The organism is Thalassobacter sp. HA4-2, from assembly GCF_055693705.1.
Window position 1 is genome coordinate 2,617,173 of record NZ_JBVFUK010000001.1, and the last position, 22,063, is coordinate 2,639,235.

At 66.2% G+C, this 22,063-nt stretch carries 24 protein-coding genes and 2 pseudogenes; 5 read left to right on the top strand and 21 right to left on the bottom strand.

From position 1 onward, the window contains the following. Positions 1-34 precede the first annotated feature (34 nt). From ACZ1G0_RS13170 to lgt, 4 genes and pseudogenes are all read right to left on the bottom strand, one after another. Complete coding sequence (locus tag ACZ1G0_RS13170) at positions 35-211, bottom strand: hypothetical protein (RefSeq protein WP_472737354.1); 177 nt, start codon at positions 209-211, stop codon at positions 35-37. 163 nt (positions 212-374) lie between these two features. Continuing rightward, complete coding sequence (gene pgeF / locus ACZ1G0_RS13175) at positions 375-1,121, bottom strand: peptidoglycan editing factor PgeF (protein ID WP_472737355.1); 747 nt, start codon at positions 1,119-1,121, stop codon at positions 375-377. Positions 1,122-1,401: 280 nt separating this feature from the next. Further along, positions 1,402-2,169: pseudogene (locus tag ACZ1G0_RS13180) on the bottom strand (class I SAM-dependent methyltransferase); the annotation flags it as partial. Next, positions 2,166-3,043 (bottom strand): annotated as a pseudogene (gene lgt / locus ACZ1G0_RS13185) (prolipoprotein diacylglyceryl transferase). The pseudogenes lgt and ACZ1G0_RS13180, both read right to left, overlap by 4 nt. 103 nt (positions 3,044-3,146) lie before the next feature. Between lgt and ACZ1G0_RS13190 the strand changes: the two are divergent. Beyond that, positions 3,147-3,383 (top strand): accessory factor UbiK family protein, encoded by a 237-nt coding sequence (locus ACZ1G0_RS13190; RefSeq protein WP_472737356.1) that lies wholly within the window; start codon positions 3,147-3,149, stop codon positions 3,381-3,383. Positions 3,384-3,493: 110 nt separating this feature from the next. Next, entirely contained in the window at positions 3,494-4,183 is a 690-nt protein-coding gene (pdeM, locus tag ACZ1G0_RS13195) for a ligase-associated DNA damage response endonuclease PdeM (protein ID WP_472737357.1), read from the top strand. Here pdeM and ACZ1G0_RS13200 read toward each other — a convergent pair. The 10 genes from ACZ1G0_RS13200 to ACZ1G0_RS13245 form a co-directional block, all read right to left on the bottom strand. After that, positions 4,180-4,938 (bottom strand): LytTR family DNA-binding domain-containing protein, encoded by a 759-nt coding sequence (locus tag ACZ1G0_RS13200; RefSeq protein WP_472737358.1) that lies wholly within the window; start codon positions 4,936-4,938, stop codon positions 4,180-4,182. The genes pdeM and ACZ1G0_RS13200 overlap by 4 nt on opposite strands. Before the next feature lie 133 nt (positions 4,939-5,071). Next, positions 5,072-5,968: a bifunctional methylenetetrahydrofolate dehydrogenase/methenyltetrahydrofolate cyclohydrolase FolD gene (gene folD, locus ACZ1G0_RS13205; protein WP_472737359.1), complete on the bottom strand. Its 897-nt coding sequence runs from the start codon at positions 5,966-5,968 to the stop codon at positions 5,072-5,074. A gap of 256 nt (positions 5,969-6,224) precedes the next feature. Next, positions 6,225-7,901 carry a formate--tetrahydrofolate ligase gene (locus ACZ1G0_RS13210; RefSeq protein ID WP_472737360.1) on the bottom strand — a complete coding sequence of 559 codons (1,677 nt, stop codon included), beginning with the start codon at positions 7,899-7,901 and terminating at the stop codon, positions 6,225-6,227. 151 nt (positions 7,902-8,052) lie between these two features. After that, complete coding sequence (locus ACZ1G0_RS13215; protein WP_472737361.1) at positions 8,053-8,643, bottom strand: MOSC domain-containing protein; 591 nt, start codon at positions 8,641-8,643, stop codon at positions 8,053-8,055. A 115-nt stretch (positions 8,644-8,758) separates the two neighbouring features. Continuing rightward, positions 8,759-10,669, bottom strand: a complete 1,911-nt coding sequence (gene ftsH / locus ACZ1G0_RS13220; protein WP_472737362.1) for an ATP-dependent zinc metalloprotease FtsH — start codon at positions 10,667-10,669, stop codon at positions 8,759-8,761. 77 nt (positions 10,670-10,746) lie between these two features. After that, on the bottom strand, positions 10,747-11,907 hold the full coding sequence (tilS, locus tag ACZ1G0_RS13225) for a tRNA lysidine(34) synthetase TilS (protein ID WP_472737363.1): 1,161 nt from the start codon (positions 11,905-11,907) through the stop codon (positions 10,747-10,749). Beyond that, on the bottom strand, positions 11,904-12,707 hold the full coding sequence (gene ybgF / locus ACZ1G0_RS13230; RefSeq protein ID WP_472737364.1) for a tol-pal system protein YbgF: 804 nt from the start codon (positions 12,705-12,707) through the stop codon (positions 11,904-11,906). Before ybgF ends, tilS begins: the two co-directional genes overlap by 4 nt. Positions 12,708-12,710: 3 nt before the next feature. Further along, positions 12,711-13,238 carry an OmpA family protein gene (locus tag ACZ1G0_RS13235; RefSeq protein WP_472737365.1) on the bottom strand — a complete coding sequence of 176 codons (528 nt, stop codon included), beginning with the start codon at positions 13,236-13,238 and terminating at the stop codon, positions 12,711-12,713. Between the two features lie 41 nt (positions 13,239-13,279). Next, positions 13,280-14,617, bottom strand: a complete 1,338-nt coding sequence (tolB, locus tag ACZ1G0_RS13240) for a Tol-Pal system beta propeller repeat protein TolB (RefSeq protein WP_472737366.1) — start codon at positions 14,615-14,617, stop codon at positions 13,280-13,282. Then, positions 14,618-15,373 (bottom strand): hypothetical protein, encoded by a 756-nt coding sequence (locus ACZ1G0_RS13245; RefSeq protein WP_472737367.1) that lies wholly within the window; start codon positions 15,371-15,373, stop codon positions 14,618-14,620. It lies immediately after the preceding gene. Positions 15,374-15,415: 42 nt separating this feature from the next. Between ACZ1G0_RS13245 and ACZ1G0_RS13250 the strand changes: the two genes are divergently transcribed. After that, positions 15,416-15,772, top strand: coding sequence for a hypothetical protein (locus ACZ1G0_RS13250; protein ID WP_472737368.1), 357 nt, complete (start codon positions 15,416-15,418; stop codon positions 15,770-15,772). On the opposite strand, the gene tolR is transcribed toward ACZ1G0_RS13250, so the two are convergent. Beyond that, positions 15,760-16,230: a protein TolR gene (tolR, locus tag ACZ1G0_RS13255; RefSeq protein WP_472737369.1), complete on the bottom strand. Its 471-nt coding sequence runs from the start codon at positions 16,228-16,230 to the stop codon at positions 15,760-15,762. The genes ACZ1G0_RS13250 and tolR overlap by 13 nt on opposite strands. A gap of 1 nt (position 16,231) precedes the next feature. Further along, positions 16,232-16,930, bottom strand: a complete 699-nt coding sequence (gene tolQ, locus ACZ1G0_RS13260) for a protein TolQ (RefSeq protein ID WP_472737370.1) — start codon at positions 16,928-16,930, stop codon at positions 16,232-16,234. Between the two features lie 160 nt (positions 16,931-17,090). On the opposite strand from tolQ, the gene ACZ1G0_RS13265 reads away from it, so the two are divergent. Beyond that, positions 17,091-17,813, top strand: coding sequence for an SDR family oxidoreductase (locus tag ACZ1G0_RS13265; protein ID WP_472737371.1), 723 nt, complete (start codon positions 17,091-17,093; stop codon positions 17,811-17,813). Here ACZ1G0_RS13265 and ybgC read toward each other — a convergent pair. Then, entirely contained in the window at positions 17,810-18,193 is a 384-nt protein-coding gene (ybgC, locus tag ACZ1G0_RS13270; RefSeq protein ID WP_472737372.1) for a tol-pal system-associated acyl-CoA thioesterase, read from the bottom strand. The genes ACZ1G0_RS13265 and ybgC overlap by 4 nt on opposite strands. On the opposite strand from ybgC, the gene ACZ1G0_RS13275 reads away from it, so the two are divergent. Further along, entirely contained in the window at positions 18,182-19,141 is a 960-nt protein-coding gene (locus ACZ1G0_RS13275; RefSeq protein WP_472737373.1) for a hypothetical protein, read from the top strand. The genes ybgC and ACZ1G0_RS13275 overlap by 12 nt on opposite strands. Here the strand turns inward: ACZ1G0_RS13275 and ACZ1G0_RS13280 are convergent. The 4 genes from ACZ1G0_RS13280 to ruvC all read right to left on the bottom strand — a co-directional run bounded on the left by ACZ1G0_RS13280 (position 19,138) and on the right by ruvC (position 21,996). Continuing rightward, a complete protein-coding gene (locus ACZ1G0_RS13280; protein ID WP_472737374.1) occupies positions 19,138-19,761 on the bottom strand; it encodes a hypothetical protein in 624 nt (207 codons plus the stop codon). The genes ACZ1G0_RS13275 and ACZ1G0_RS13280 overlap by 4 nt on opposite strands. 64 nt (positions 19,762-19,825) lie before the next feature. Next, a complete protein-coding gene (gene ruvB, locus ACZ1G0_RS13285) occupies positions 19,826-20,845 on the bottom strand; it encodes a Holliday junction branch migration DNA helicase RuvB (protein ID WP_472737375.1) in 1,020 nt (339 codons plus the stop codon). Positions 20,846-20,848: 3 nt separating this feature from the next. After that, positions 20,849-21,493, bottom strand: coding sequence for a Holliday junction branch migration protein RuvA (ruvA, locus tag ACZ1G0_RS13290; RefSeq protein ID WP_472737376.1), 645 nt, complete (start codon positions 21,491-21,493; stop codon positions 20,849-20,851). Beyond that, positions 21,490-21,996 (bottom strand): crossover junction endodeoxyribonuclease RuvC, encoded by a 507-nt coding sequence (ruvC, locus tag ACZ1G0_RS13295; protein WP_472737377.1) that lies wholly within the window; start codon positions 21,994-21,996, stop codon positions 21,490-21,492. The genes ruvA and ruvC overlap by 4 nt, the downstream gene beginning before the upstream one ends. Positions 21,997-22,063 lie beyond the last annotated feature (67 nt).

Consider the following 22,063-nt stretch of genomic DNA (forward strand, 5'->3'; position numbering starts at 1 on the left):
GGTCATCGCAACCGGGGTCAACCCGGGGGCGTGTTCAGGCAGATTTCTTGGGCGAGGCGTCTGTGCGGCGGGCGATCATGGCGGCACGGCGCGCCCCCCGTTCCCATGGCATTTCGATCTTTTCGGATTTGGCCGATTTGATCATCTCTTGCATCCAGCGTTTACGGGCCATTCTGGCACCTCCGTCATCGGGCGTTGTTTCGTTATCCATGACAATGCCGGTGCCATCGGGCGAACCTATGACAAAGGTTGGGAGTCTACCGTGCAGCCCCTTCTTTTTAATTTTACGAAATTTCAGCAGGTTACCAGGCCATGCCCCAGGACCGCCCGCCCCCATTCACGAACCCGCCACAGTTCGCGCCCCATTTGCGCCGCTAAAGGCGAATTGTGGCGATCAGCCTGCCGTAATCCGGCTCTCCGGCGTGGCAGGTGCGGCGGTAGGAATAGAATCGCGCCGGATCCGAATAGGTGCAATGGCCCGTCCATTCCGCCTGCACCCCCGCCTGCCGCAGGCGCAACAGGCCAAAGCCCACCAGATCGAACTGGTATTTCCCGTCCACCCCGTTGGCAAAGAATCGCGCGTAGTTCGGGTCCTCATCCATGAAGCGGTCCAGAAACTCCGGCCCGACCTCGTAGGCGCGCTGGCTGATGCAGGGGCCGATGGCGGCGCGAATGGCGCTGCGGTTGGCCCCAAGGGCGACCATGGCGTCCACCGTGGCACCCAGAACCCCGTCCAGCGCCCCCTTCCATCCGGCATGGGCCGCGCCCACCACATTCGCATCGGGGTCGGCAAACAGCACAGGCTGGCAGTCGGCGGTCAGCACCGACAGGGTGACGCCGGGGGTCGCCGTGACCAATCCGTCCGCCTTGTCCTTGGCCGCGCAGGGCCCGTCCACGGTGATCACATCCGCCGAGTGTACCTGATGGACCGCTGCCAACCCCTCGGTGCCCATGGCCTTGGCCACCCGCGCGCGGTTGAGCGCGACGATATCGGTCTGATCTTTGGACCCGGGGCCACAGTTCAACCCAGCATAGACGCCCGAGGATGCGCCGCCCTTGCGGGTGAAGAACCCGTGCTGCACCCCGTCCAGCAAATCTGCGCGCAAAATTTCCAGGGTCATGGCAGGTCCTCAAATCCCGGGGGGAACGGCCCCCTTTCGGCCCGATGGCGAGGGCCTTGAACAAGTGTCCCATTTCATCGGGGTGGGTCAAGCGGCGGTGAGCGGCGATATGCGCATCCAGCTGCGCAGGCGGCATGGCAGCGGCGAGGGTTTGCGCGCGCCCCGTGATGCCCAGCCGTTCCAACAGCACCCCTTGGGGGATCATCGGGCTGGTCTGACCCGGGGCGGCGCGGGCAATCGCCTCGAAATCCACATGGGCGGTCAGGTCGGCCTGCCCGGGGTTGGCAAGGATCGGCTCTGGCGTGTGGGCGCGGACCGCCTGCACTGTGTCCCCCATGGATCGCCAATCGCCATAGTCGATCAGGATGGCCGCGCCACCATGGGTGTCGATGGGCCGTGCAATCTCCGCCACGATGCCGGGCAAGGCCGGGCACACCTCGACCACCGCGCCGTCCGGCGTGTCGTGGAGCCGGTCGGGCAGCGCGCCAGGGGCCGGGCGCAGGGCAAGGGTCAGGGTCTCGCCGTCCAGACCCACGTGCACCTCGCCCCATGTCTGGTCCACCCGCTGAAACTGGCGCACGGGCAGCGCGTCAAAGAATTCATTGGCCAGCAGGAACAAAGGCCCGTCCGGCAGGTCCGCGACACTGTCCACCCAAGTGGCCCCGGGCACCGCCTCGGCCTGTTTGGCCCTGAGCGGAGCAGACGCCTCAACCAGCACAACCTGCGCGGCCGCGGCCATGGCGGGCACCGCCTTGATCGTGCGCAGGACATCGGCCATCAGGGTGCCGCGCCCGGGGCCAAGCTCTGCCAGGACAAAGGGCGCGGGCTGGCCTTGGTCCATCCACGCCTGTGCAAGGGCGAGGGCCAGCATCTCTCCGAACATCTGGGTGATCTCAGGGGCGGTGGTGAAATCCCCCGCAGCCCCCAGCGGATCGCGGGTGGTGTAGTAGCCATAGGTCGGGTGCAGCAGGCAATCGGCCATGTAGGCGGACAGCGGGATCGGCCCCTCGGCCCGGATGCGGGCGGTCAGAAGATCGCGCAGGGTCATGCCGCGCCCCGCACCCGGCGCGCCCACAGGATCACTGCGATGCCCCCGGCGATCATCGGCAGCGACAGCAGTTGCCCCATGGTCATGGACAGGGCCACGTGCCCCAGCGGGTTTTCGGCGGTGATATAATGGGCGTCCGCTTGGCGAAAGTTCTCGACCACCCACCGCGCGATGCCGTAGCCCGCGATGAACACCCCGCCGATCAGGCCGGGGCGTTTGAACCCGCCCCGCAGGGCGAGGATCAGCAGGATGGCGAACAGCACCCCGCCCTCCAGCACCGCTTGGTACAGTTGCGACGGGTGACGCACGCAAGGTGCGGCGGCGGAGGCACAGGCCTGCGCCCAGTCGCCGGGAAAGATCACGCCCCAGGGCACATCCGTCGGACGACCCCAGAGTTCGGCGTTGATAAAGTTTGCCACACGTCCCAGCCCCAGCCCCACGCAAGCCACCACCGACGCAAGGTCCAGCAGGGACAGCGCGGGGGCCGAATTGCGCCAGCACCACAGCAGTGCCGCCACCGCAACCCCCAGCATCCCGCCGTGAAACGCCATGCCGCCCTGCCAGACCTGCAAGATCTCGACCGGGTTGGCGGCATAATAGGCCGGTTGATAGAATAGGACGAACCCCAGCCGCCCGCCCAGGATCACGCCCACCACGGCCCATGTCATGAAATCCTCCAGGCCCGCGCGATCCATGGGGGCGCGCCCCGCCACAGGTGTGGCATCTCGATCAACCTGCGCGCCAACCACCACGCAAACAGCAGCCCCACGATATAGGCCAGCGCATACCAGCGCAGGGAAAACGCGAAACTGCCCAAGGACAGGGTGAAAATCTCGGGCGAGATATCGGGGAACGGGATCGCAAACAGGGTCATGGGGATGTGGGTGGAACGGTCCTGCGGCGAAGTCAACCTTGAGACCTGCGCCCCCACCCCCCATATAAGGATCAACAACGCTTTCGTGAAAAGGGGCACCCCCATGCAAACCCGTGGTAAAATCTTCGACGATCTGGGCCAACTGATGACCAACGCCATGGGCGTGGCCCAAGGCGCCAAGGAAGAGGCCGAGACGGCCATGAAATCCATGATGGACCGCTGGCTGGCGGACCGGGACTTCGTCACCCGCGAGGAATTCGACGCCGTCCGCGCCATGGCCCAGAAGGCCCGCGAAGAAAACGAGGCGCTGAAGGCCCGTTTGGACGCCTTGGACAAGTAATCGCCACATTTGCGCCACAATTCGGGTCTAGCGACACAATATGGGCGGTTATCCACAGAGGTGTCCACAACCTCTTGCAATGATCCCCTTATCTAGTGTGTGGTGTGGACATGAACGGTTTTGACTTTGAATTTGCAGATGCGCGGCTGACGGCCCTGCCCTCGGGCGGGCTGTTTTGGCACGCACGGTCCTGCCTTGTGGTCTCGGACCTGCACCTTGGCAAGTCCGAGCGCATGGCCCGGCGCGGTGGCCCCCTGCTGCCGCCCTACGAGGTCACCGACACCCTGACCCGGCTGGACGCAGACATCATGTCCACTGGCGCGCGGCTGGTGGTCTGCTTGGGCGATACCTTCGACGACAATGCCGCCGCCGCCGCCATGGCAGACGAACACAAGGCCTGGCTGAACCGGCTGATGGCCGGGCGGCGTTGGGTCTGGATCGCGGGCAATCATGACCCGGCCCCGCTGGAATTCGGCGGCACCCACCTTGAGACGTTCTACGAGCCACCCCTGATCTTCCGCCACATCGCGGAACCGGGTGCAAAAGGCGAAGTCTCGGGTCACTACCACCCGAAGGCGCGCGTGGCCGTGCAGGGGCGCACCCTGTCCCGGCCGTGCTTTCTGCGCGACAAGAACCGCCTGATCCTGCCCGCCTATGGCACCTACACCGGCGGGCTGCGGTCAGACGATGCCGCACTGGACAGCGTCATGGGCCAGCGGGCCAGCGCCATTCTGACAGGCACGCCCATGGTGGAAATCCCCATGCCCCGCGCCACGGCTAGCCCGAAACAATCCGCCTAGGCGGCCAGCACCGCCTCGACCGCCGCGCGATAGGTCGTGCCTACGGTCACGGTCTGCCCGTCCGACAGGTCCAGCACCAGACGCCGCCCCTCGGCCCGGTGCGCGGCGATGGCGTCATAGGACACCCAATAGGACCGATGCACACGCAGGCCGGGCGCGCCCTCCAACTCCCGCTCTGCATCGGCCAGCCTGCGGCGTACGCGCGTCACACCCGCATCGGTCACGATTTCCAAATGGTGGTTGTCGGCGCGCAGATAGGCCAATTGGTCGCCCGGGGCCTCGACCACCTTCAGGAACCGCGCCACCGGGTCCTCGGCCCGCACAGGCGTGTCGGCGACCGCGGCGCGGCTCGGTTGCTCGGCGTAGACGTGATAGATCACCGTGATCGGTACAGTGACACTCAGCACCCAGAAGAGCTTTTGCCCAGCCCATGCCCAGCCGCCCAGACCCGTGCCCAGAAACAGGGCCGTGATCCCCAGTAGGACCGGCGTGAACAGGACCGAAAACACAAGCGCGGCCAAGGCTGCCACCCGCACCGAAAAGGGGCCCTGCCCCACAACCGCCTCGTGCACCACGCTCGACAGGGCCAGCGCGGCAAAGGCCACCCACAGCCAGAACGCCAACAACACCCAGATCGGGGCCGCGCCAAAGGTGCCGAACGGGCCGGCCAGCGCCATGAAGACCGCGCCACAGAACGTGGTCACAAGCGCCAGCGGCGTGTTCATCCGTTGCCAAGATCGTTGCCAAAGCGTCATGTCTTTTCCCATACCCGTACAACGCGCCCAAGGACTGAGAGCGCGCGTTTTCGAAAGGGAAGTTAGAGGACGGAAGCAGGGCGAGAACGGGGAAAAGGCAGCACCTCCTCCCCAGCTCAGACGCGCGGGTGGCCTAGGCGGTCAGGCCCTCAGGCTCTGCCAGACCATGGGCGCGGCAGGTGGCGGTCAAGGTGTTGGCCAGCAGACAGGCGATGGTCATGGGGCCCACGCCACCCGGCACGGGCGTGATCGCGCTGGCGACCTGTGACACCGGGCCAAAGGCCACGTCCCCCAACAGCTTGGATTTGCCCGGCTTGTCCGGGTGGGGCGCGCGGGTGATGCCCACGTCAATCACCGTGGCCCCGGGCTTGACCCAATCGGCCTGCACCATTTCCGCCCGACCCACGGCGGCCACAAGGATATCGGCACGGCGACACACGGCGGCCAGATCCTTGGTCCGCGAATGGGCGATGGTGACGGTGCAATTGGCTTGCAACAACAGCTGCCCCATGGGCTTGCCAAACAGGTTGGAGCGTCCGATCACCACAGCCTCCAGCCCCGTCAGATCGCCCAGCCGGTCGCGCAGCAACATCAGGCACCCCAGCGGGGTGCAGGACACAAGGCCCGTCTCGCCGCTGGCCAACAGCCCTGCGTTGGTCACGCTCAGGCCGTCCACGTCCTTGGCCGGGTCGATGCGCGCCACGACCGCCCGCTCGCTCAGATGATCCGGCACGGGGAACTGACACAGGATGCCGTGCACGGCGGGGTCGGCGTTCAACTGGTCGATCAGGGCGAATAGGTCCGCCTCGGACACATCCGTGGGCAGGCGATGCTCGAAACTGGCCATGCCAACCTCGACGGTCTGCTTGTGCTTGGCCGCAACATACACTTCCGAGGCGGGATCTTCGCCCACCAGAACCACAGCCAGCCCGGGGGTGATGCCGTGGTCGGATTTCAGGCGCGCCACATGGGCCGCCACTTGGCCCCGCACCTCTGCCGCAAAGGCCTTGCCGTCGATGATATCAGCCATGGTCGTTTATCCTTCTTTAGCTTCGGTCACCGAGAGCCGCATCTGCAAGGGGGTGTACAGCGGGTATACGCGGGGTGCACCGGGACGTTTTGCCCCTTTCGGGGGCCTCGACCGCGAAACAAGTTCTGCACCGGTCTTCTGTTCACAATGGTAAATCCACCATTAAGGTTAATCGCCCCGGCTTCATTGGGTCAAAAATACCCACGCCGAAGGCATGGGCCGGGCGGGGGTCAATCCCCGCCCAGCACAGATCACCCTAGAACAGACCTTCGATCTGGCCTGCATCGTTCAAATGAATCGCCTCGGCTGATGGTTTGCGGGGCAGGCCCGGCATGGTCATGATCTCGCCGCAGACCACCACCACAAAACCAGCCCCGGCCGACAAGCGGACCTCTCGCACAGGGATCGAATGGCCCGTAGGCGCGCCCCGCTGGCTGGGGTCCGTGCTGAAGGAATACTGGGTTTTTGCCATGCAAACCGGCAGATGGCCGTACCCCTGATCCTCCCACAGCTTCAGCTGGTCGCGGATTTTCTGGTCCACGATCACGTCGTCGGCGCGGTAGATGCCTTTGCAGACACGCTCTATCTTTTCCATCAGGGTCAGGTCGTCACTGTAAAGGGGGGCGAATTGCGACACACCGCTGTCGGCAATCTCGGCCACTTTGCGCGCCAGATCGGCGGACCCTTCGGACCCCAGCTCCCAATGGCGCGACAGGATCGCCTCGGACCCTTGGCTGGCCACATAGTCCTTCACGGCCTGCACCTCGGCGTCCGTATCCGTGACGAAATGGTTGATCGCCACGACCACCGGCACCCCAAAGGACTTGAGGTTGCCGATATGACGGCCCAAGTTCGCGCAACCCTCGTTCACGGCATCCACATTCTCGGCCCCAAGATCGCCCTTGGCCACACCGCCGTTCATCTTCATCGCGCGCACAGTCGCCACCAGCACCACACAATCGGGGGCCAGCCCGGCCTTGCGGCACTTGATGTTCATGAACTTCTCGGCCCCAAGGTCCGCGCCAAAGCCCGCCTCGGTCACCACATAATCCGCCAGTTTCAGCGCCGTCTGCGTGGCAATCACGCTGTTGCAGCCGTGGGCGATGTTGGCGAAGGGGCCGCCATGGACAAACGCCGGGTTGTTTTCCAGCGTCTGCACCAGGTTGGGCTGCATCGCGTCCTTCAACAGAACGGTCATCGCCCCTTCGGCCTTGATGTCGCGGCAGAACACGGGGCTACGGTCGCGGCGGTAGGCCACGATCATGTCGCCCAGTCGCTGTTCCAGATCTTTCAGATCCTTGGCCAGACACAGGATCGCCATTACCTCGGAGGCTACGGTGATGTCAAAACCAGCCTCACGGGGAAAGCCGTTGGCCACACCGCCCAAAGACGCCGTGATCTGGCGTAGGGCACGGTCGTTCATGTCCACCACACGCTTCCACTGGACCCGGCGGATGTCGATCTCCTGCTCGTTGCCCCAGTAGATGTGGTTGTCCAGCATGGCCGACAACAGGCTGTGCGCAGAGGTGATGGCGTGAAAATCGCCGGTGAAGTGCAGGTTCATATCTTCCATCGGCACGATCTGCGCATAGCCGCCACCGGCAGCCCCGCCCTTCATGCCGAAGTTCGGACCTAGGCTGGCCTCGCGGATGCAGACGGCTGCGTTTTTGCCGATGTGGTTCAGACCGTCGCCCAGACCCACGGTCGTGGTTGTCTTGCCCTCGCCCGCCGGGGTGGGGTTGATGGCCGTGACAAGGATCAGTTTGCCGTTGGGGCGGTCCTGGACGGAGTTGATGAAGTCCTGCCCCACCTTCGCCTTGTCGTGCCCATAGGGCAGCAGGCTGTCGGACGGGATGCCCAACTTGGCGCCGATCTCCTGGATGGGTTTTTTGTCGGCCTCGCGGGCGATCTCGATATCGGTCTTGTAGGTCATGTCTCTCCGGTCCCTGTTGGGCACTGTGCGCGCTTGTGTACTGCAAGCCTTAGTGGCAAGGCCAAGACCGCTCCGCAGGGTTTGCGACATATTGTGGGGATGCAGCGGCGCAATTGGGCCGCGCCGTTTCATATGGGAAACCGGCGTCGCCTTAGATCAGCGGGCCGGGCTGCCACGGGCGCTGGTCGGGAATGTGGAGGGTCACGGTGTCACCTAGGGTCAGAATGCCCTCACGTTCCACCCATGCGGTCACGCCACGCTTGCCCTTGGCCGCGGCCTTGAAGGCCTTGCCGTGGCCGGGTGCGTCCGCCTCGATCACCGGGGCGGGCAGATGGCAAGGGCGGTTTTCCATGTCCACGGTCAGGGTCGCACCGGAGGCCGCCTGAAGCCGGGCAGAAGGCGGGATGTGGGTAAAGTCCGGGATACCACGGATCACGACCGTCGCCCCGATCCACGCGGGATCGAAGTGTTCGACACCGATGGCCTGCGCGATGTCCTCCAACTCCTCGGCGCTGACGACCGACAGTTGGCGGGTATTTCGGATTGTGGTGCCGCGCGGATATTGGGACAGGACCCGGCTGCACGACGGGCGGGTCAGACCGCCGTGATCCTCCCCCTCAGGCCCGGCAAAGGTCAGGGGCAGGGACTGGCGCGGCTGGCTGGCGAGGGCCGCGTCCCGGTCGGGAACTGTGCCCAGCCATGTGATGGTGCCAGTGATGTCGGTGGGTTTGAGGGCGGGCATCGGCGGTCTCCTTTGCCATACCGGTAGCAAGTGGAGCGACACCGAACAATGGTCCGAAATGCGATTGCGCAAGAACCGGAATTAAAAGGGCCAGCGCTTGGCTGGCCCTTTGGTCTTATGCGGTGGGTTCCGGTTCCATGTCCCCGCCCGAGGGCCGCGACTTGGGCTTGGTCTTGGGGATCGAGGTGATCGAGCTGCCCGTGTCCGGGGTGTCGTCGTCGTCGCCACGGTTCAACGGCTCCCCCTTCATGACCTTCTTGATCTCGGGTCCGGTCAGGGTTTCGTATTCCAACAAGCCCTGAGCCAGGTTTTCCCATTCCTCCCGCCGCTCGGTCAGGATGCGCTTGGCGGTCTCATAACCGGTGTCGATGATCTCCTTGACCTTTTGGTCAATGATCTGCTGCGTCGCTTGGCTGTGGCTGGTGCCGCCGCCGTAGCTGCCCAGATAAGACTGCTGTTCGTTGGCGTAATCCACGTGGCCCAGCTCTTCGGCGAAACCGAACTGCGTAACCATGGCACGGGCGATCTTGGTGGATTGCTGGATGTCCGAGGTCGCGCCGGAGGTCACATTCTCGGGTCCGAACTTCAGCTCTTCGGCCACTTTGCCCCCCATCGCCATGGCGATCTTGGAGGTGTACTTTTGACGGCTGACCGACAGCTGATCCCGCTCTGGCAGGGACATCACCAGACCAAGGGCGCGGCCCCGGGGGATGATCGTCGCCTTGTGGATCGGATCGTGATCGGGGACATACAGGCCCACAACCGCGTGCCCAGCCTCGTGATAGGCGGTCAGCTTTTTCTCATCCTCGGTCATGACCATCGAGCGACGCTCGGCCCCCATCATGACCTTGTCCTTGGCGGATTCGAAATCTTCCATGGTGACAAACCGACGACCAACACGCGCGGCCATCAGGGCCGATTCGTTGACCAGGTTGGCCAGATCAGCGCCAGAAAACCCGGGCGTGCCGCGCGCGATGATGCGCAGATCCACGTCCGGTCCCAAAGGCACCTTGCGGGCATGGACGCCCAGAATTTTCTCGCGCCCCTTGATGTCGGGGTTGGGCACCTGCACCTGACGGTCGAACCGACCGGGGCGCAACAGCGCAGGGTCCAGCACATCGGGACGGTTGGTAGCGGCCACGATGATGATGCCCTCGTTGGCCTCGAACCCGTCCATCTCGACCAGCAGCTGGTTCAGGGTCTGCTCCCGCTCGTCGTTGCCACCGCCGTAGCCCACGCCACGGGACCGGCCCACGGCGTCGATTTCGTCGATGAACACGATACAGGGCGCGTTCTTCTTGGCCTGCTCGAACATATCGCGCACTCGGGACGCACCCACACCCACGAACATCTCGACGAAGTCGGAGCCGGAGATGGTGAAGAACGGCACGCCTGCCTCACCGGCCACGGCCCGCGCCAGCAACGTCTTACCAGTACCCGGAGGGCCCACAAGCAGCGCGCCTTTGGGAATTTTACCACCCAAACGGCTGAATTTCTGGGGGTTTCGCAGGAATTCCACGATCTCTTCCAGATCGTCTTTCGCCTCGTCAATGCCCGCGACATCGTCAAAGGTCACGCGTCCCTGCTTTTCGGTCAGCAGTTTCGCCTTGGACTTACCAAAGCCCATGGCGCCGCCTTTGCCGCCGCCCTGCATCCGGTTCATGAAGAAAATCCAGATGCCGATCAGCACAAGGAACGGCAGCCACAGGGACAGGGCAGACATAAAGCCGGATTGTTCCTGCGCCTCGGCGCGGATCACGACCTCGTTGGCCAGCAGGGTTTCGGTCACGTCCACATCTGCGGGCTTGATCGTCACTTGCTGTGACCCGTCACCGGCGCGGAACAGGATGCGTTCACCGTCCAGTGTGACCGAGGTCACGCCGCCCTGCTCCACCTGAGTGATGAAGTCAGAATACGGCGTCGCGCGTTGCGCGGTGCTGGACTGGTTGCCGGAAAACAGATTGAAGAGCGCCAGGATCAGGACGAACAGCACGACCCAAAAGACGATATTTCTTGCGTTGCCCAAGGGAAACTCCTTCGATTGAGGCGCGTGAACGGGAAGAGGCGCCTTTGTCCTCTAAGATAGACATGCCCGGGCCGACTTCAACGTGAATCGCGCAGCAGTTTGAATCCAGCGGGAAATGCCTGCCAACCTTGGGGCCATCCGGCGGCGGGGGCGGCGATCAGGTCGGGGCCGCGCCATAGGCCCGGCGTCGCGCGCAGGCTGGCGTGGGGCAGGCCCGTTTGACGCCAGTCTGGCACTGTGGACAGGCCGTCTGCAACGGCGGCGACGTGGGTGCCGGGCGGGGTCGGATCATGGGCCCAACGGTGATCCCAGGTGCCATCGGTTGCGCCCTGTACCGCCGCCACCTCGCGCGACAGGCGGATATGGTCCGCGCCGGGCGACAAAAGGACGCCGCCAAGGGTGCTGGGGGCGTGCGATGCCATCCACGCCTCCAGCGCTGCGCGGCGGGGTTTGTAGGGGGTCCCGTTGAACCACGACAGAGCAACGGCAAAGACCCGGGCGACCAACGCCCCGGGCGCACGGCTGTCCCGGGCAATCACAAGGTCCGGCCCGTCCTGACGGACGTGATCCTGCGCCCACGCCCGCGCGGCGTGCTCCAACACCTCGGCCTCGGCGCGCATCATGTCCGCCGTTTGCAACAGCCGATCCTGCGTCAGACCCAACCCCGCCAGCGTGTCGGCCATGGCCCGCGCGCGCACGCGGTCATATCGCGGGTCCTCGTTGGACGGATCCTCGCACCAGCCCTGCCCCCTGGACCGCAGCCAGTCGCGCAAATCGGCGCGGGTCTCGGACAGCAGCGGGCGTGCGATCCGACCCTTCCGGGCGCGCATCCCGGCCAGCCCATCGACGCCCGACCCACGGGCCAGACGCATTAGAACCGTCTCGGCCTGATCCTCGGCGGTGTGGGCCAGATAGATCGTCTCGTCGCCGCGCGCATGGGACACAAGCGCCGCACGCCGCCCGTCCCGCGCCGCCGCCTGCAGGTTGCCCTGCCCGTCCCAGTGCCAGTCCAAGGTCGTGTGCGGCACACCCAGATCAGCGCACAGGCGGGCAACAAAGGCCGCCTCTGCCGCCGCCTCGGCGCGCAGGTTGTGGTTTACCGTGGCGCAGCGCACGTGTGCGGCCCCAAGAGTGGCCACGGTCAGGTGCAACAAAGCGACCGAATCCCCGCCCCCCGAACAGGCCACCAGAACGGCGGTGTCCGTGGCATGGGCGCGGAACCGATCAAGCAGTGTCACGAACAGCTAAGCTGGCCCATGCGAGTCTGGGCATCCGCCACCGCCGCCGCACCGGGATAGCGCGCGCCCACTTCGGCCAGGGTCAGGCAAGCCTCTTCGCGCTGGCCCAACGCCTCCAACGCGTTGCCCAGTTTCACCAGCGCGCCCGGCGCAAGGCTGGCGTCGGGATCTACTGAAAAGGCTTCGAGGTAGGCGCGGGCGGCACCGGACCACTGGGCCTGCTGGGCCAGTGCATCGCCGCGCAGCAAATGCGCCTGCCCCGCCAAGGGACTGCCGGGGTAGGAGGTGTTGAACGCCTCGAAGGCAAGGGCCGCCTCGGCGTAACGACCGGCGTCGAAATCCGCCCGGGCGCGGTCAAAATCCCCCTGCTCGCCCACAACCACCTGGGGCTGGGCGGGCGCCGGAGCAGGCGCCGGGGCCGGGGCCGTGCCCCCAAGGGTCGTGCCGCCGGACAGCTGGCTGATGTCGCAAGACGCCTCCAACTCACACAGGCGGAACTCCAGATCCTCGATCTGGTTGGACCCGTCGCGCACCACGGCATCGAGGCGGAACTGCAGCTGTTCGGTCTGGGCGGTCAGCCGTTGCAAGGACGCCTCGATGGCGTTCACACGGTCCAGGGTGCTGCCCCCGCCCAAGGACGATTGCGGCGCGCCGGTGGTGGACAACTCCCGCTTCAGACGCTGGATATCGACGAACAGCACCGACAGCTCTTGGCGGATGTCGGCGAGGGTCTGCTCCTGCTGGGCCGGGGCCACCGCAGGGGTCAACGTCAGGGCAAGGGCCAGAACCAGCGCGCGCATGGGTCAGACCCCACCCTGCCCGGCCGCCAGAATGGTCACGGCGCGGCGGTTCTGAGCATAGCAGCTTTCGTCGGAACAGATCGCGATGGGGCGTTCCTTGCCCAGCGGCAGGGTGCGCAGGCGGTTGGGGGCCACCCCGCGCGAGATCAGGTATTCCTGTGCTGCCGCCGCGCGCCGGGCGGACAGGGCAAGGTTGTAATCCCGGGTGCCCTGTTCGTCGGCGTGCCCTTCAATCACGGCGGTGAATTCCATGTTGCGCAGCAAGAAGTCCGCCTGCCCGTCCAACACGGCCTGCCCGGCGATGTTGATCGTGCTTTGGTCCACGTCAAACAACACGCGGTCCCCGACGACCTGCTGGAAATAGGCCATGGAGGTGGGATCATTGATCGACCCCGGCTCGACCACGCCGGCACCGGCGCCTTGGGCGTTCAGGTCGACGGCATCACCGCCGTTGGAAAAGGGTCCGGTGCCGCCGGTACAGGCGGCCAGTGCCACAAGGGCACTCAGGGCTAGGGGGAGGCGAAGGCGCATCTGCTCGTCCTTTGTTTTGTCATTGTATATCGTATCAAGGCTCAGGGCAAAAGAGGGCCCCATGTGGGGTCTGACCCGCCCGCAGGCGTGGCCACGCGTTTGAGGTTCCGGCCCGAGATATCCACCGAATACAGGGCCGCCGACCCCGACGCCCCGCGCGTCTCGCGGGTGAACATCACCACGCGGCCATTGGGGGACCAGCTGGGCCCCTCGTCCAGAAAGGCCCCGGTCAGCAAACGCTCTTCAGAGCCGTCAAGGCGCATGACCCCGATGTGGAAACGGCCCTGATGTTGCTTGGTAAAGGCCACCAGATCCCCGCGCGGGGACCACACAGGCGTGCCATAGCGGCCCGCGCCGCGACTGATCCGCTGGGCCGTACCGCCACTGGCGGACATGACATAGATCTGGGACCCGCCGCTGCGGTCGCTTTCAAACACGATCTGCTGGCCATCGGGGGAAAAGCTGGGCGCGGTGTCAATGGCCGGTGACGTGGTCAGCCGCGTGGACCGGCCAGAGCCGAGGTCGAGCACATAAATGTCGGAGTTCCCGCCGTTCTCCAGCGAATAGACCACCCGCCGCCCATCGGGCGCATAGCGGGGGCCAAAGGACATATTGCCCTGCTGTTCGGTCAGAACGCCTCGGCGCAGGGTGGCCACATCCAGCTCGTAGATGCGGGGAAAGCCGGTCTCGTAGCTGGTATACAGCACCTTGTCGCCACTGGGCGAAAAGCGGGGGGCCAGAACGATGTGCTGGGACCCGGTCAGATACTGAACGTTGGCCCCGTCGTAATCCATGATCGCAAGGCGCTTTTGCCGGGCATTCTTGGGCCCGGATTCGGACACAAACACGACCCGGCTGTCGAAATAGCCGCCCTCGCCGGTGATCCGGGAATAGACCGCGTCCGACACCTTGTGGGCCATGCGACGCCAGCCCTCCGTGGTGCCCACGAACTGCATCCCCTTGCCAAGGGGCGCGCCCGAAACCACGTCGAACAGGCGGAATTGCACGGTCAGGCGGCTGCCCGACACCTCCACCGCGCCGGTGATCAGGGCCTGGGCGTTGATCGCACGCCAGTCGGCAAAGGGCACGGTGGCATCAAAGGTGGACACCCGGGCGATGTGGGCCTCGCGCGGGATCTCCCGGAACAGGCCCGTGCCCGTCAGGTTCTGCGCCACCAGCCGCGAGATGTCGCTGGCCGCTTGGTTCGCCGCCCCATTGCGCGCGATGAAGTCGGGCACCGCAAAGGGCAGCGGTTCGATCACACCATCGGTGATCTCGATCCGCAGGGGGCCTTGGGCATGGGCAGGCAGGCTGACGGTTGCCGCGATCCCAAAGGTCAGCAGCAGGGCCAGAAAGGTACGGGTTAACAGGGCCACCATTCAACGAATCCTCATCGTTTCGGGATTGAAGGTCATCTCAATCTCTCGCCATTGGTCATATTTGTCTTGGGGCAGTCGTTCAAACACCCCCTCGTTGGACGCGCGGATAATTGCCCGCCGCGCCACTTCGTATGCGGTCCGCGTGGCGGCGGCATCTCCGCCCGTGGCCGCCGTTTGCCGGATCGAGCCGATGTCGACGCGGCCCTCCGGTGCGACCGAAAAGGCCACCGTGACGATCACCCGCTGGGCCGCCGAACTGCTGGCCCCGATGTTCCAATTGCCCCCCACCCCGCGCTGCACCGCCCCGATGATTGCATCGGGGATACCGCCGCCAAGGGGGACGGGGCTGCCGCTGGCGGCCTGTTCTTGCAACTGTTCGGACAGGTTGCCGAAGGGGTTGGTGTCGGGGTTGGTATCAGGCGCGGCCTCGGCGGGTTCGGGCGTCGTCTCTGCCGGGGTCTCCGCCACCGCAGTGGTCGCCGCTGGCGCGGGGGCCGGTCGGTTGGGGCGGCGCGTGGGGCGGTTCGATGCCTCGGGCGCGCGGGACGGCTGGTCCGCTTCGGTCACGATTTCCGTGGTGGCCTCTGGCGCGGCCGCCGGGGCTGGCGTGTCAGACGGGGCCTCGCTGGGCGCGGGCTCCGGCGCGGGCTCTGCGGTGGGGGTCGTGTCCGCCGGGCTGGGTGGGGCCGGTGTCGGGGCCACGCGCGGCGCGGGGCGCGGGCTGGGCGTATCCGAGATGTCGGGGGCATCAAACACCGGCGGCGCCTCGGGGGCCGGGGGGCCACGGGGGTCACTTCGGTGGGCGGCGTCTGGATCACAGGCTGCGGCGTCACGTCCGCCGGGGGCGCTGTGGGCGCGACAGCGGGGGCGGGCCGCGGGGGTGGCGGGGCCACAGGCGTGGGCACGGTCACCTGTGTCACCTCCGGCGCGACCGGGGCGTCGGGCAGGGCTTGTGTCTCGGGGGCGGCATCGGGCGCACCGGCGGTCAGGGCGGCAAAGTCGGCGGCAGAGATCACGCTGACCTGCGCCACCTCCATCGGTGCGGGCGGGGTTTCGTCAAACACGCCCGCCACCAAGGCCCAGCCGAACAGGGCGGCATGCCCTGCCCCGGAAACCATCAACCCCTCGCGCCACTGCATGGATCATTGCCCCTGATCGAGCGCGGGGCCACCCGGGTCCGTCACCAGCCCGATGTTGCCAAAGCCGCCCGCGTTCAGCGCCCCCATGACGACCATGACATCCGCGTAAGGCACGGACCCATCGGCGCGCAGGAACACCCGTGTGCTGTCACGTTCCCCGGCCACGGCCTGCAGGCGGGTGACAAGCTCTGCCTGTGGCACCTCGGTGGACTGGATCAACACGCGGCCATCGGCGGCCACGGTCACGGTCAGTGGTTCTTCCTGTTCGTCGGGCAAAGCACTAGCGGCGCTGTCGGGCAGGTCCACCTCGACCCCTGCGGTCAACAAGGGGGCCGCGACCATGAAGATGATCAGCAACACCAGCATGACATCCACAAAGGGGGTCACGTTGATTTCGGACATGGGCGCGCTGGACCGGCGCCGCCTGCGCCGCCCGCCGCCCTGATCGCCCGATGGGACCACGCCGCCGCCCATCTTACGCGGCGCTCAACTGGCGCGACAGGATGGTGGCGAATTCGTCGGCAAAGGCCTCGTAGTCGCCGGTGATCCGGTCCGCCTCGCGCGTCATCTGGTTGTAGAACACCACCGCCGGGATCGCGGCCATCAGGCCCAGCCCCGTGGCCAGCAACGCCTCGGCAATGCCGGGGGCGACAACGGCGAGGTTGGTGTTCTGCTGGATCGCGATTTCCTCGAAGGCGTGCTTGATCCCGAACACCGTGCCGAACAGGCCGATGAACGGCCCCGTGGACCCGGTGGTGGCCAGAAACGTCAGACCGCTGGTCAGCTTGTCCCGTTCCTTGGCAATGGCCAGATCCATGGCCCGGTCGATGCGCGATTGCGCCCCGGGGATCAGACCGCCGCCGTCGATGTGGCTGCGCTCCCACTCGGTCATGGCGGCAGTGAAAATGCGTTCAGAGGCGGTGCGGGGATCGCCCCCGATCTGGGCATAGAGCCTGTCCAGCGGCTCCCCACTCCAGAAGGCGGCATCAAAGGCGCTGCTTTCACGCCGCGCGCGCCGGAACTGGATCAGCTTTTGAATGTAGATCGCCCAGATCCAGACCGACATGACGACCAGCAAGATCATCACCAGCTTGACCAAGACGGTCGCGCGAAGGAACAGCGCCCACAGGGAGAAATCAATCTCCGCGGCGCCCGCGAGAATTTCGGTTTCCATGAGCTGCTCTGCCCTATGTTGCGGCCCTTTGGGGCTCAATTGGGGACCAAGTTAACAGGTTTGAAGGGGCTTGGGTAGGGGAATGCACGCCCCGGCGGCCCCCCGCCGATAGGTTGCACGCTGCCGCCCCCTTGGCCATTGTGCCCATAGGAGGAACCCCATGACTAAAACAGCGTTCATCACCGGGGGCAGCCGCGGCATTGGTGCCGCCACGGCCCAAGCCTTGGCCCGCGACGGGTTCGCCGTCGCCCTGACCTACGCGCAGTCGGCAGACACCGCCACGCGACTGGCCGCCAGCTTGCCAAAGGCCCTGGCCCTGCGCGCCGATGCGGCGGATGAAGCGGCCACACTGGCCGCCTTTGACGCGGCAGGTGCCCTTGGCCCGCTGCACGCGGTGGTGGTGAATGCAGGCATCGTGGCCCCGTCCCAGCCCCTGGCAGACATGTCGGTCGCACGGATGGCCCGCGTCATCAACACCAACCTGCTGGGCGCTTTGATCACCGCGCGCGAGGGGGCACGCCGCCTGCCCGATCACGCGGGCGCCTCAATCACCTTTATCTCTTCGGCCGCCGCGCGCGTAGGATCGCCGGGGGAATATGTGGACTATGCCGCCACCAAGGGCGCGCTGGACACGCTGACCGTGGGTCTGTCAAAGGAACTGGCCCCCCGTGGTATTCGGGTGAACGCGGTGCGCCCGGGCGTGATCGACACGGACATCCATGCCTCGGGCGGGCAGCCGAAGCGCGCCGCACGCCTCGCAGGCGCAATCCCCCTCGGACGCCCGGGCCGCGCGCAAGAGATTGCCGATGCCGTTGCCTGGCTCGCCTCCGATCAGGCCAGCTACACCACCGGCGCGATCCTCGATGTGGCGGGCGGGCGCTAGGCGAGGGCGCGCACCGCGTCGGGCACCCGTACCGGGCGACCGCCCGCCCCGAGGCACGCAATCGTGACCACCGCGCGGAACAGGTCCGTGCCGTCCCGACGCACGACCTGGTCCATTACGAACCGCGCGGGCGTGGCGCGGGCCACCTTGGTCTGGACCATCAATTGATCGTCATAACGTGCGGGCGACAGGTAATCCGCCTCGACCCGGGTGACGGCAAAGACGACCCCCTCGGCCTTCATCGCCACCTGATCAATGCCCGCCGCGCGCACCATCTCGGACCGGGCGCGCTCGATGAACCGCAGGTAGTTGGCGTAATAGACAATCCCCGCAAGGTCGGTATCCTCGTAATACACACGGATGGGCCAATGGTGGATCACAACGACACCTCTTTCGATCTTGCGTTCGGCGCGCCCCTCGGCGCTGTCTACGAACGTGACATCGACTTGCTGCTATTGGAAGACCTGCACGGCGATCCCGCCTTCGGGCTGCACCTGTCGGCGCTGCTGGGCCTGCCCGGCTGGCACGTCACAGGCGCATGGCACAGCGTGAACACGGCGGACGGGGAATCCGACCTGATTGCCATGGGGCCGACAGGGGACGGCACTTTGGCCCTGTTCATCGAAAACAAGATCGACGCCAGCCCCCAGCCCCTGCAACCCGAACGCTACCATATGCGCGCACAGGCGGCCTGTGCGGCGGAGCAGTGCGACCGGGCGATCACCGTTCTGGCCGCCCCGCAGTCCTATTTGGATATCCACGGGGCCGCCTATGATAAGGTGTTGCCCTACGAGGACTTGCGCAGGTGGCATCAGGCGCAGGGCACGGCGCGCGGGGCTTGGCGCGCCCATGTGCTGGCGGCGGCCATCACCAAGGCACGGCGCGGCTATCAAGTGACCGAAGTGCCCCATATGACCGCACGCCACGCCGAATACTTTGCCGCGTTGGCGGCCTACCCCACCTTGGGCATGGTTGCGCCGACAACACCCCGTGGTGCCGGGTCCACGTGGGTGGTGCTGTATCCCGAACCCCGGTTGCCGGGGGTCAGCATTGATCACAAGGCGGACAGGGGCCGCATGGACCTGTCGTTTGGCAAAACAGATGTGACAGACCTGCGCAACTGGTGCAGCGGCCTGGACCTGCCCGAGGGCGCAATCCTCGCGCAACGTGGTGCCAGTGCGGCCGTGGGGATCAACGTGCCGGATATCGACTGGACGGCGGCGCTGGCGGATCAACCGGCCTTTGCGGCGTGTCTGCAGACGGCGGTCAAACTGGCCGACTTGGCCCCCGTGATCGCCGCACGCCGTTCCCCGGGCGATGCCCCCTAGTGCCCCGTCCCCATGCGCGCGGCCAGCCGCAGGGCGTGGCTGGGGTCTTGTGCCATGACGGGCAGCACAGGGTCATAGGCCGCGCGCAGCAGATCGCCCACCTCCGGGCGCAGCATCGCCTTGCCGTCCACAAGGGCCAAGGGAGAGGCCCCCAGAAACGCCTGATCCGACCACAGCACCATGGCCTGCACCATCTGGTTCAGCGCCACCGTTTCGGCAGGCACATCGCGCAGGGCGTCGTCCATGCACACAAAGCTGAAACAGGCCTTGATCCCGCCGCCCTCGTCAAAGCGGAACACCCGGTACTGGTTGGCGTCCGCCGCTTTCAGCCGCGCCACAAGGGGCACAAGGTCCGGGATCAGGCGGTCCATTCCCTTCGTTTCAGGCAGCTCGTCCCAGGACTGGATGAAGAACACCATCAGGTTGCTGCCCAGCTCCGGGTCGGTCTCGGCCATCTTGTGGCCCGTCAGCACACACAACGCCTCGATCGCGCCCTTGATCACGCCCACGGTGTCGTCCAGCACGCCGAACACATTGGGGGCGATGGGGCGCCCCCAGCGGGCAAACAGGTACTGCCCGTCCGCGCGGGTAAAGTAACGGGTGACATCCTCTGGCCTCATGGCGCGTCCTCCTGCTTCATTGGGTTACAAATACCCCACCCCGCCCTCTCAACAGGCGCGCGGCTCACAGCAGGGTCCCCTGGCCCGCAGGGGCGGGTGGCTCCAACCCCAGATGGGTCCAGGCCCGGCTGGCCAGCATCCGGCCCCGGGGGGTCCGCTGCAACAAGCCCTGTTGCAACAGGTAAGGCTCGATCACCTCTTCCAGCGCGTCGCGGCTCTCGGACAGGGCGGCGGCCATGGTCTCGATGCCCACGGGGCCGCCTTGGTAATGCTCCGCGATCAGGCGCAGATAGCGCCGGTCGGCCCCGTCCAGCCCCAGACGATCCACGCCCAGCCGGGTCAGGGCAGAGTCCGCGATCTCGCGCCCGATGGTGCCATCCCCCTCGACCACGGCGAAATCCACGACCCGGCGCAGCAAGCGCCCGGCCACGCGCGGGGTGCCACGGGCGCGGCGGGCAATCTCGCGGGCACCGGCGTCATCGGCGGGCGCACCCAGCAACCGCGCCCCGCGTGTGACGATCTGGTGCAACTCCTCCTCGGTGTAGAACTGCAACCGGGTGGGGATGCCGAACCGGTCGCGCAGGGGCGTCGTCAACAGCCCCAGCCGCGTGGTCGCCCCCACCAGCGTGAAGGGCTGCAAATCAATGCGCACCGTGCGCGCCGCCGGCCCCTCTCCGATCACCAGATCAAGGGCATAATCCTCCATCGCGGGGTACAGCACCTCCTCCACCACCGGGTTCAGACGGTGGATCTCGTCGATGAACAACACGTCGTTGCGTTCCAGATTGGTCAGGATCGCCGCCAGATCCCCCGCCTTGGCCAGCACCGGGCCAGAGGTCATGCGAAAGTTCACCCCCAACTCCCGCGCCATGATCTGGGCCAGCGTGGTCTTGCCCAGACCGGGGGGGCCGTGGAACAACACGTGGTCCATGGCCTCGGCCCTTTGGCGGGCGGATTGGATGAAAACATGCAGGTTCGCGCGGGCCTCTTTCTGGCCGATGAATTCGGACAGGGTCTGGGGGCGCAGGGCCTTGTCGGGCTCGTCCGGGCCGTCGCCGCGCAGGATGGGATCAGGGCTGTCCATGGATCAGGTCCCCGGGGCCAGCCGCACCAGCGCGGCCTTGATGATCGCGCCCACATCGCCTGCATCCGACGCCTCGGCCACGGCGCGGGCGGCGTCGGTGGGGGCATAGCCAAGGTTGGTCAAGGCCGACAACGCCTCTGCCTGCGCGCTGGAGGATTGGGCGGGCGCCTTGGCCCTAGCAACCGTGGGGGCGGCGGGCACATCGCCCACAGCCTCCAGCACGTCGCTGGACCCCATGGCCATCAGACCGGGGGCCTTGTCCTTCAACTCGTTCACAACGCGGGCGGCGATCTTGGGGCCGACACCGGGGGCGGCCTTGACCGCGGCCGCGTCGCCCAAGGCGATGGCCCGCGCCACCCCCTCGGCCCCCAAGGTGCCAAGGATCGCCATGGAGGCTTTGGCCCCGATGCCCTGCACACTGACCAGCAGGCGGTGCCATTCCCGTTCGTACACTGTCTGAAACCCGAACAGCTGCAACAGATCCTCGCGCACCAGCAGTTCGGTGTACAGCGCCGCGACCTCTCCCACCCCGGGCAGGGCGGCCAGGGTCCGCTCGCTGACATGCACGGTATAGCCCACGCCGCCCACATCCAGCAGAACGTGGTCCTGCGCCTTGAAATCCACGCGCCCCGTCAGCTTGCCGATCATTGGGCAGCCCGCAACGCGGCCTCCCACTTGCCCGAGGATTGCAGGTGCAACGAATGACAGATGGCAATGGCCAGCGCATCCGCCGCATCCGGCCCGGTCAGAACCACGCCGGGCAGTTGCAGTTTCACCATGTGTTGTACCTGCCCCTTGTCCGCGTGGCCCACCCCGACCACGGTTTTCTTGACCGCGTTGGGGGCGTATTCGCCCACCACCAACCCGGCCTGCGCGGGAACCAGCATGGCGATGCCCCGGGCCTGACCCAGTTTCAGGGTGCCCGCCCCGTCGCGGTTCACAAAGGTCTGCTCGACCGCTGCCGCCCCCGGCTGATACTGCCGGATCACGGCGGTCAGTTGGTCGTGCAGGGTCAACAGACGGTCCGCAAGGGGTTGCCCCGTCTGGGACGTACAGACCCCATTGGCCACGTGGCTGAGACGGCTGCCGCGCGATTCGACAACGCCCCAGCCGAGGTTTCGAAGCCCCGGATCAATCCCAAGAATACGCATTGCTCACCTGCCTGTCGTGTTTGTTACAGCGGTATCACGCCCCGTGATCGCAGGCCAGACAAAGCAC

Bases quoted from the DNA above. Each gene is read 5' to 3' on its own strand.
- tolB (WP_472737366.1), bottom strand. From the start codon at position 14,617: ATGGTGGCCCTGTTAACCCGTACCTTTCTGGCCCTGCTGCTGACCTTT.
- tolR (WP_472737369.1), bottom strand. From the start codon at position 16,230: ATGGGCGGCGGCGTGGTCCCATCGGGCGATCAGGGCGGCGGGCGGCGC.
- ACZ1G0_RS13280 (WP_472737374.1), bottom strand. From the start codon at position 19,761: ATGAGGCCAGAGGATGTCACCCGTTACTTTACCCGCGCGGACGGGCAG.
- ACZ1G0_RS13265 (WP_472737371.1), top strand. From the start codon at position 17,091: ATGACTAAAACAGCGTTCATCACCGGGGGCAGCCGCGGCATTGGTGCC.
- ACZ1G0_RS13210 (WP_472737360.1), bottom strand. From the start codon at position 7,901: ATGACCTACAAGACCGATATCGAGATCGCCCGCGAGGCCGACAAAAAA.
- ACZ1G0_RS13190 (WP_472737356.1), top strand. From the start codon at position 3,147: ATGCAAACCCGTGGTAAAATCTTCGACGATCTGGGCCAACTGATGACC.
- ACZ1G0_RS13215 (WP_472737361.1), bottom strand. From the start codon at position 8,643: ATGCCCGCCCTCAAACCCACCGACATCACTGGCACCATCACATGGCTG.
- ruvA (WP_472737376.1), bottom strand. From the start codon at position 21,493: ATGATCGGCAAGCTGACGGGGCGCGTGGATTTCAAGGCGCAGGACCAC.
- folD (WP_472737359.1), bottom strand. From the start codon at position 5,968: ATGGCTGATATCATCGACGGCAAGGCCTTTGCGGCAGAGGTGCGGGGC.
- ACZ1G0_RS13200 (WP_472737358.1), bottom strand. From the start codon at position 4,938: ATGACGCTTTGGCAACGATCTTGGCAACGGATGAACACGCCGCTGGCG.
- ACZ1G0_RS13275 (WP_472737373.1), top strand. From the start codon at position 18,182: ATGGTGGATCACAACGACACCTCTTTCGATCTTGCGTTCGGCGCGCCC.
- pgeF (WP_472737355.1), bottom strand. From the start codon at position 1,121: ATGACCCTGGAAATTTTGCGCGCAGATTTGCTGGACGGGGTGCAGCAC.
- ybgF (WP_472737364.1), bottom strand. From the start codon at position 12,707: ATGCGCGCGCTGGTTCTGGCCCTTGCCCTGACGTTGACCCCTGCGGTG.
- pdeM (WP_472737357.1), top strand. From the start codon at position 3,494: ATGAACGGTTTTGACTTTGAATTTGCAGATGCGCGGCTGACGGCCCTG.
- ACZ1G0_RS13235 (WP_472737365.1), bottom strand. From the start codon at position 13,238: ATGCGCCTTCGCCTCCCCCTAGCCCTGAGTGCCCTTGTGGCACTGGCC.
- ruvC (WP_472737377.1), bottom strand. From the start codon at position 21,996: ATGCGTATTCTTGGGATTGATCCGGGGCTTCGAAACCTCGGCTGGGGC.
- ruvB (WP_472737375.1), bottom strand. From the start codon at position 20,845: ATGGACAGCCCTGATCCCATCCTGCGCGGCGACGGCCCGGACGAGCCC.
- ACZ1G0_RS13170 (WP_472737354.1), bottom strand. From the start codon at position 211: ATGGATAACGAAACAACGCCCGATGACGGAGGTGCCAGAATGGCCCGT.
- tolQ (WP_472737370.1), bottom strand. From the start codon at position 16,930: ATGGAAACCGAAATTCTCGCGGGCGCCGCGGAGATTGATTTCTCCCTG.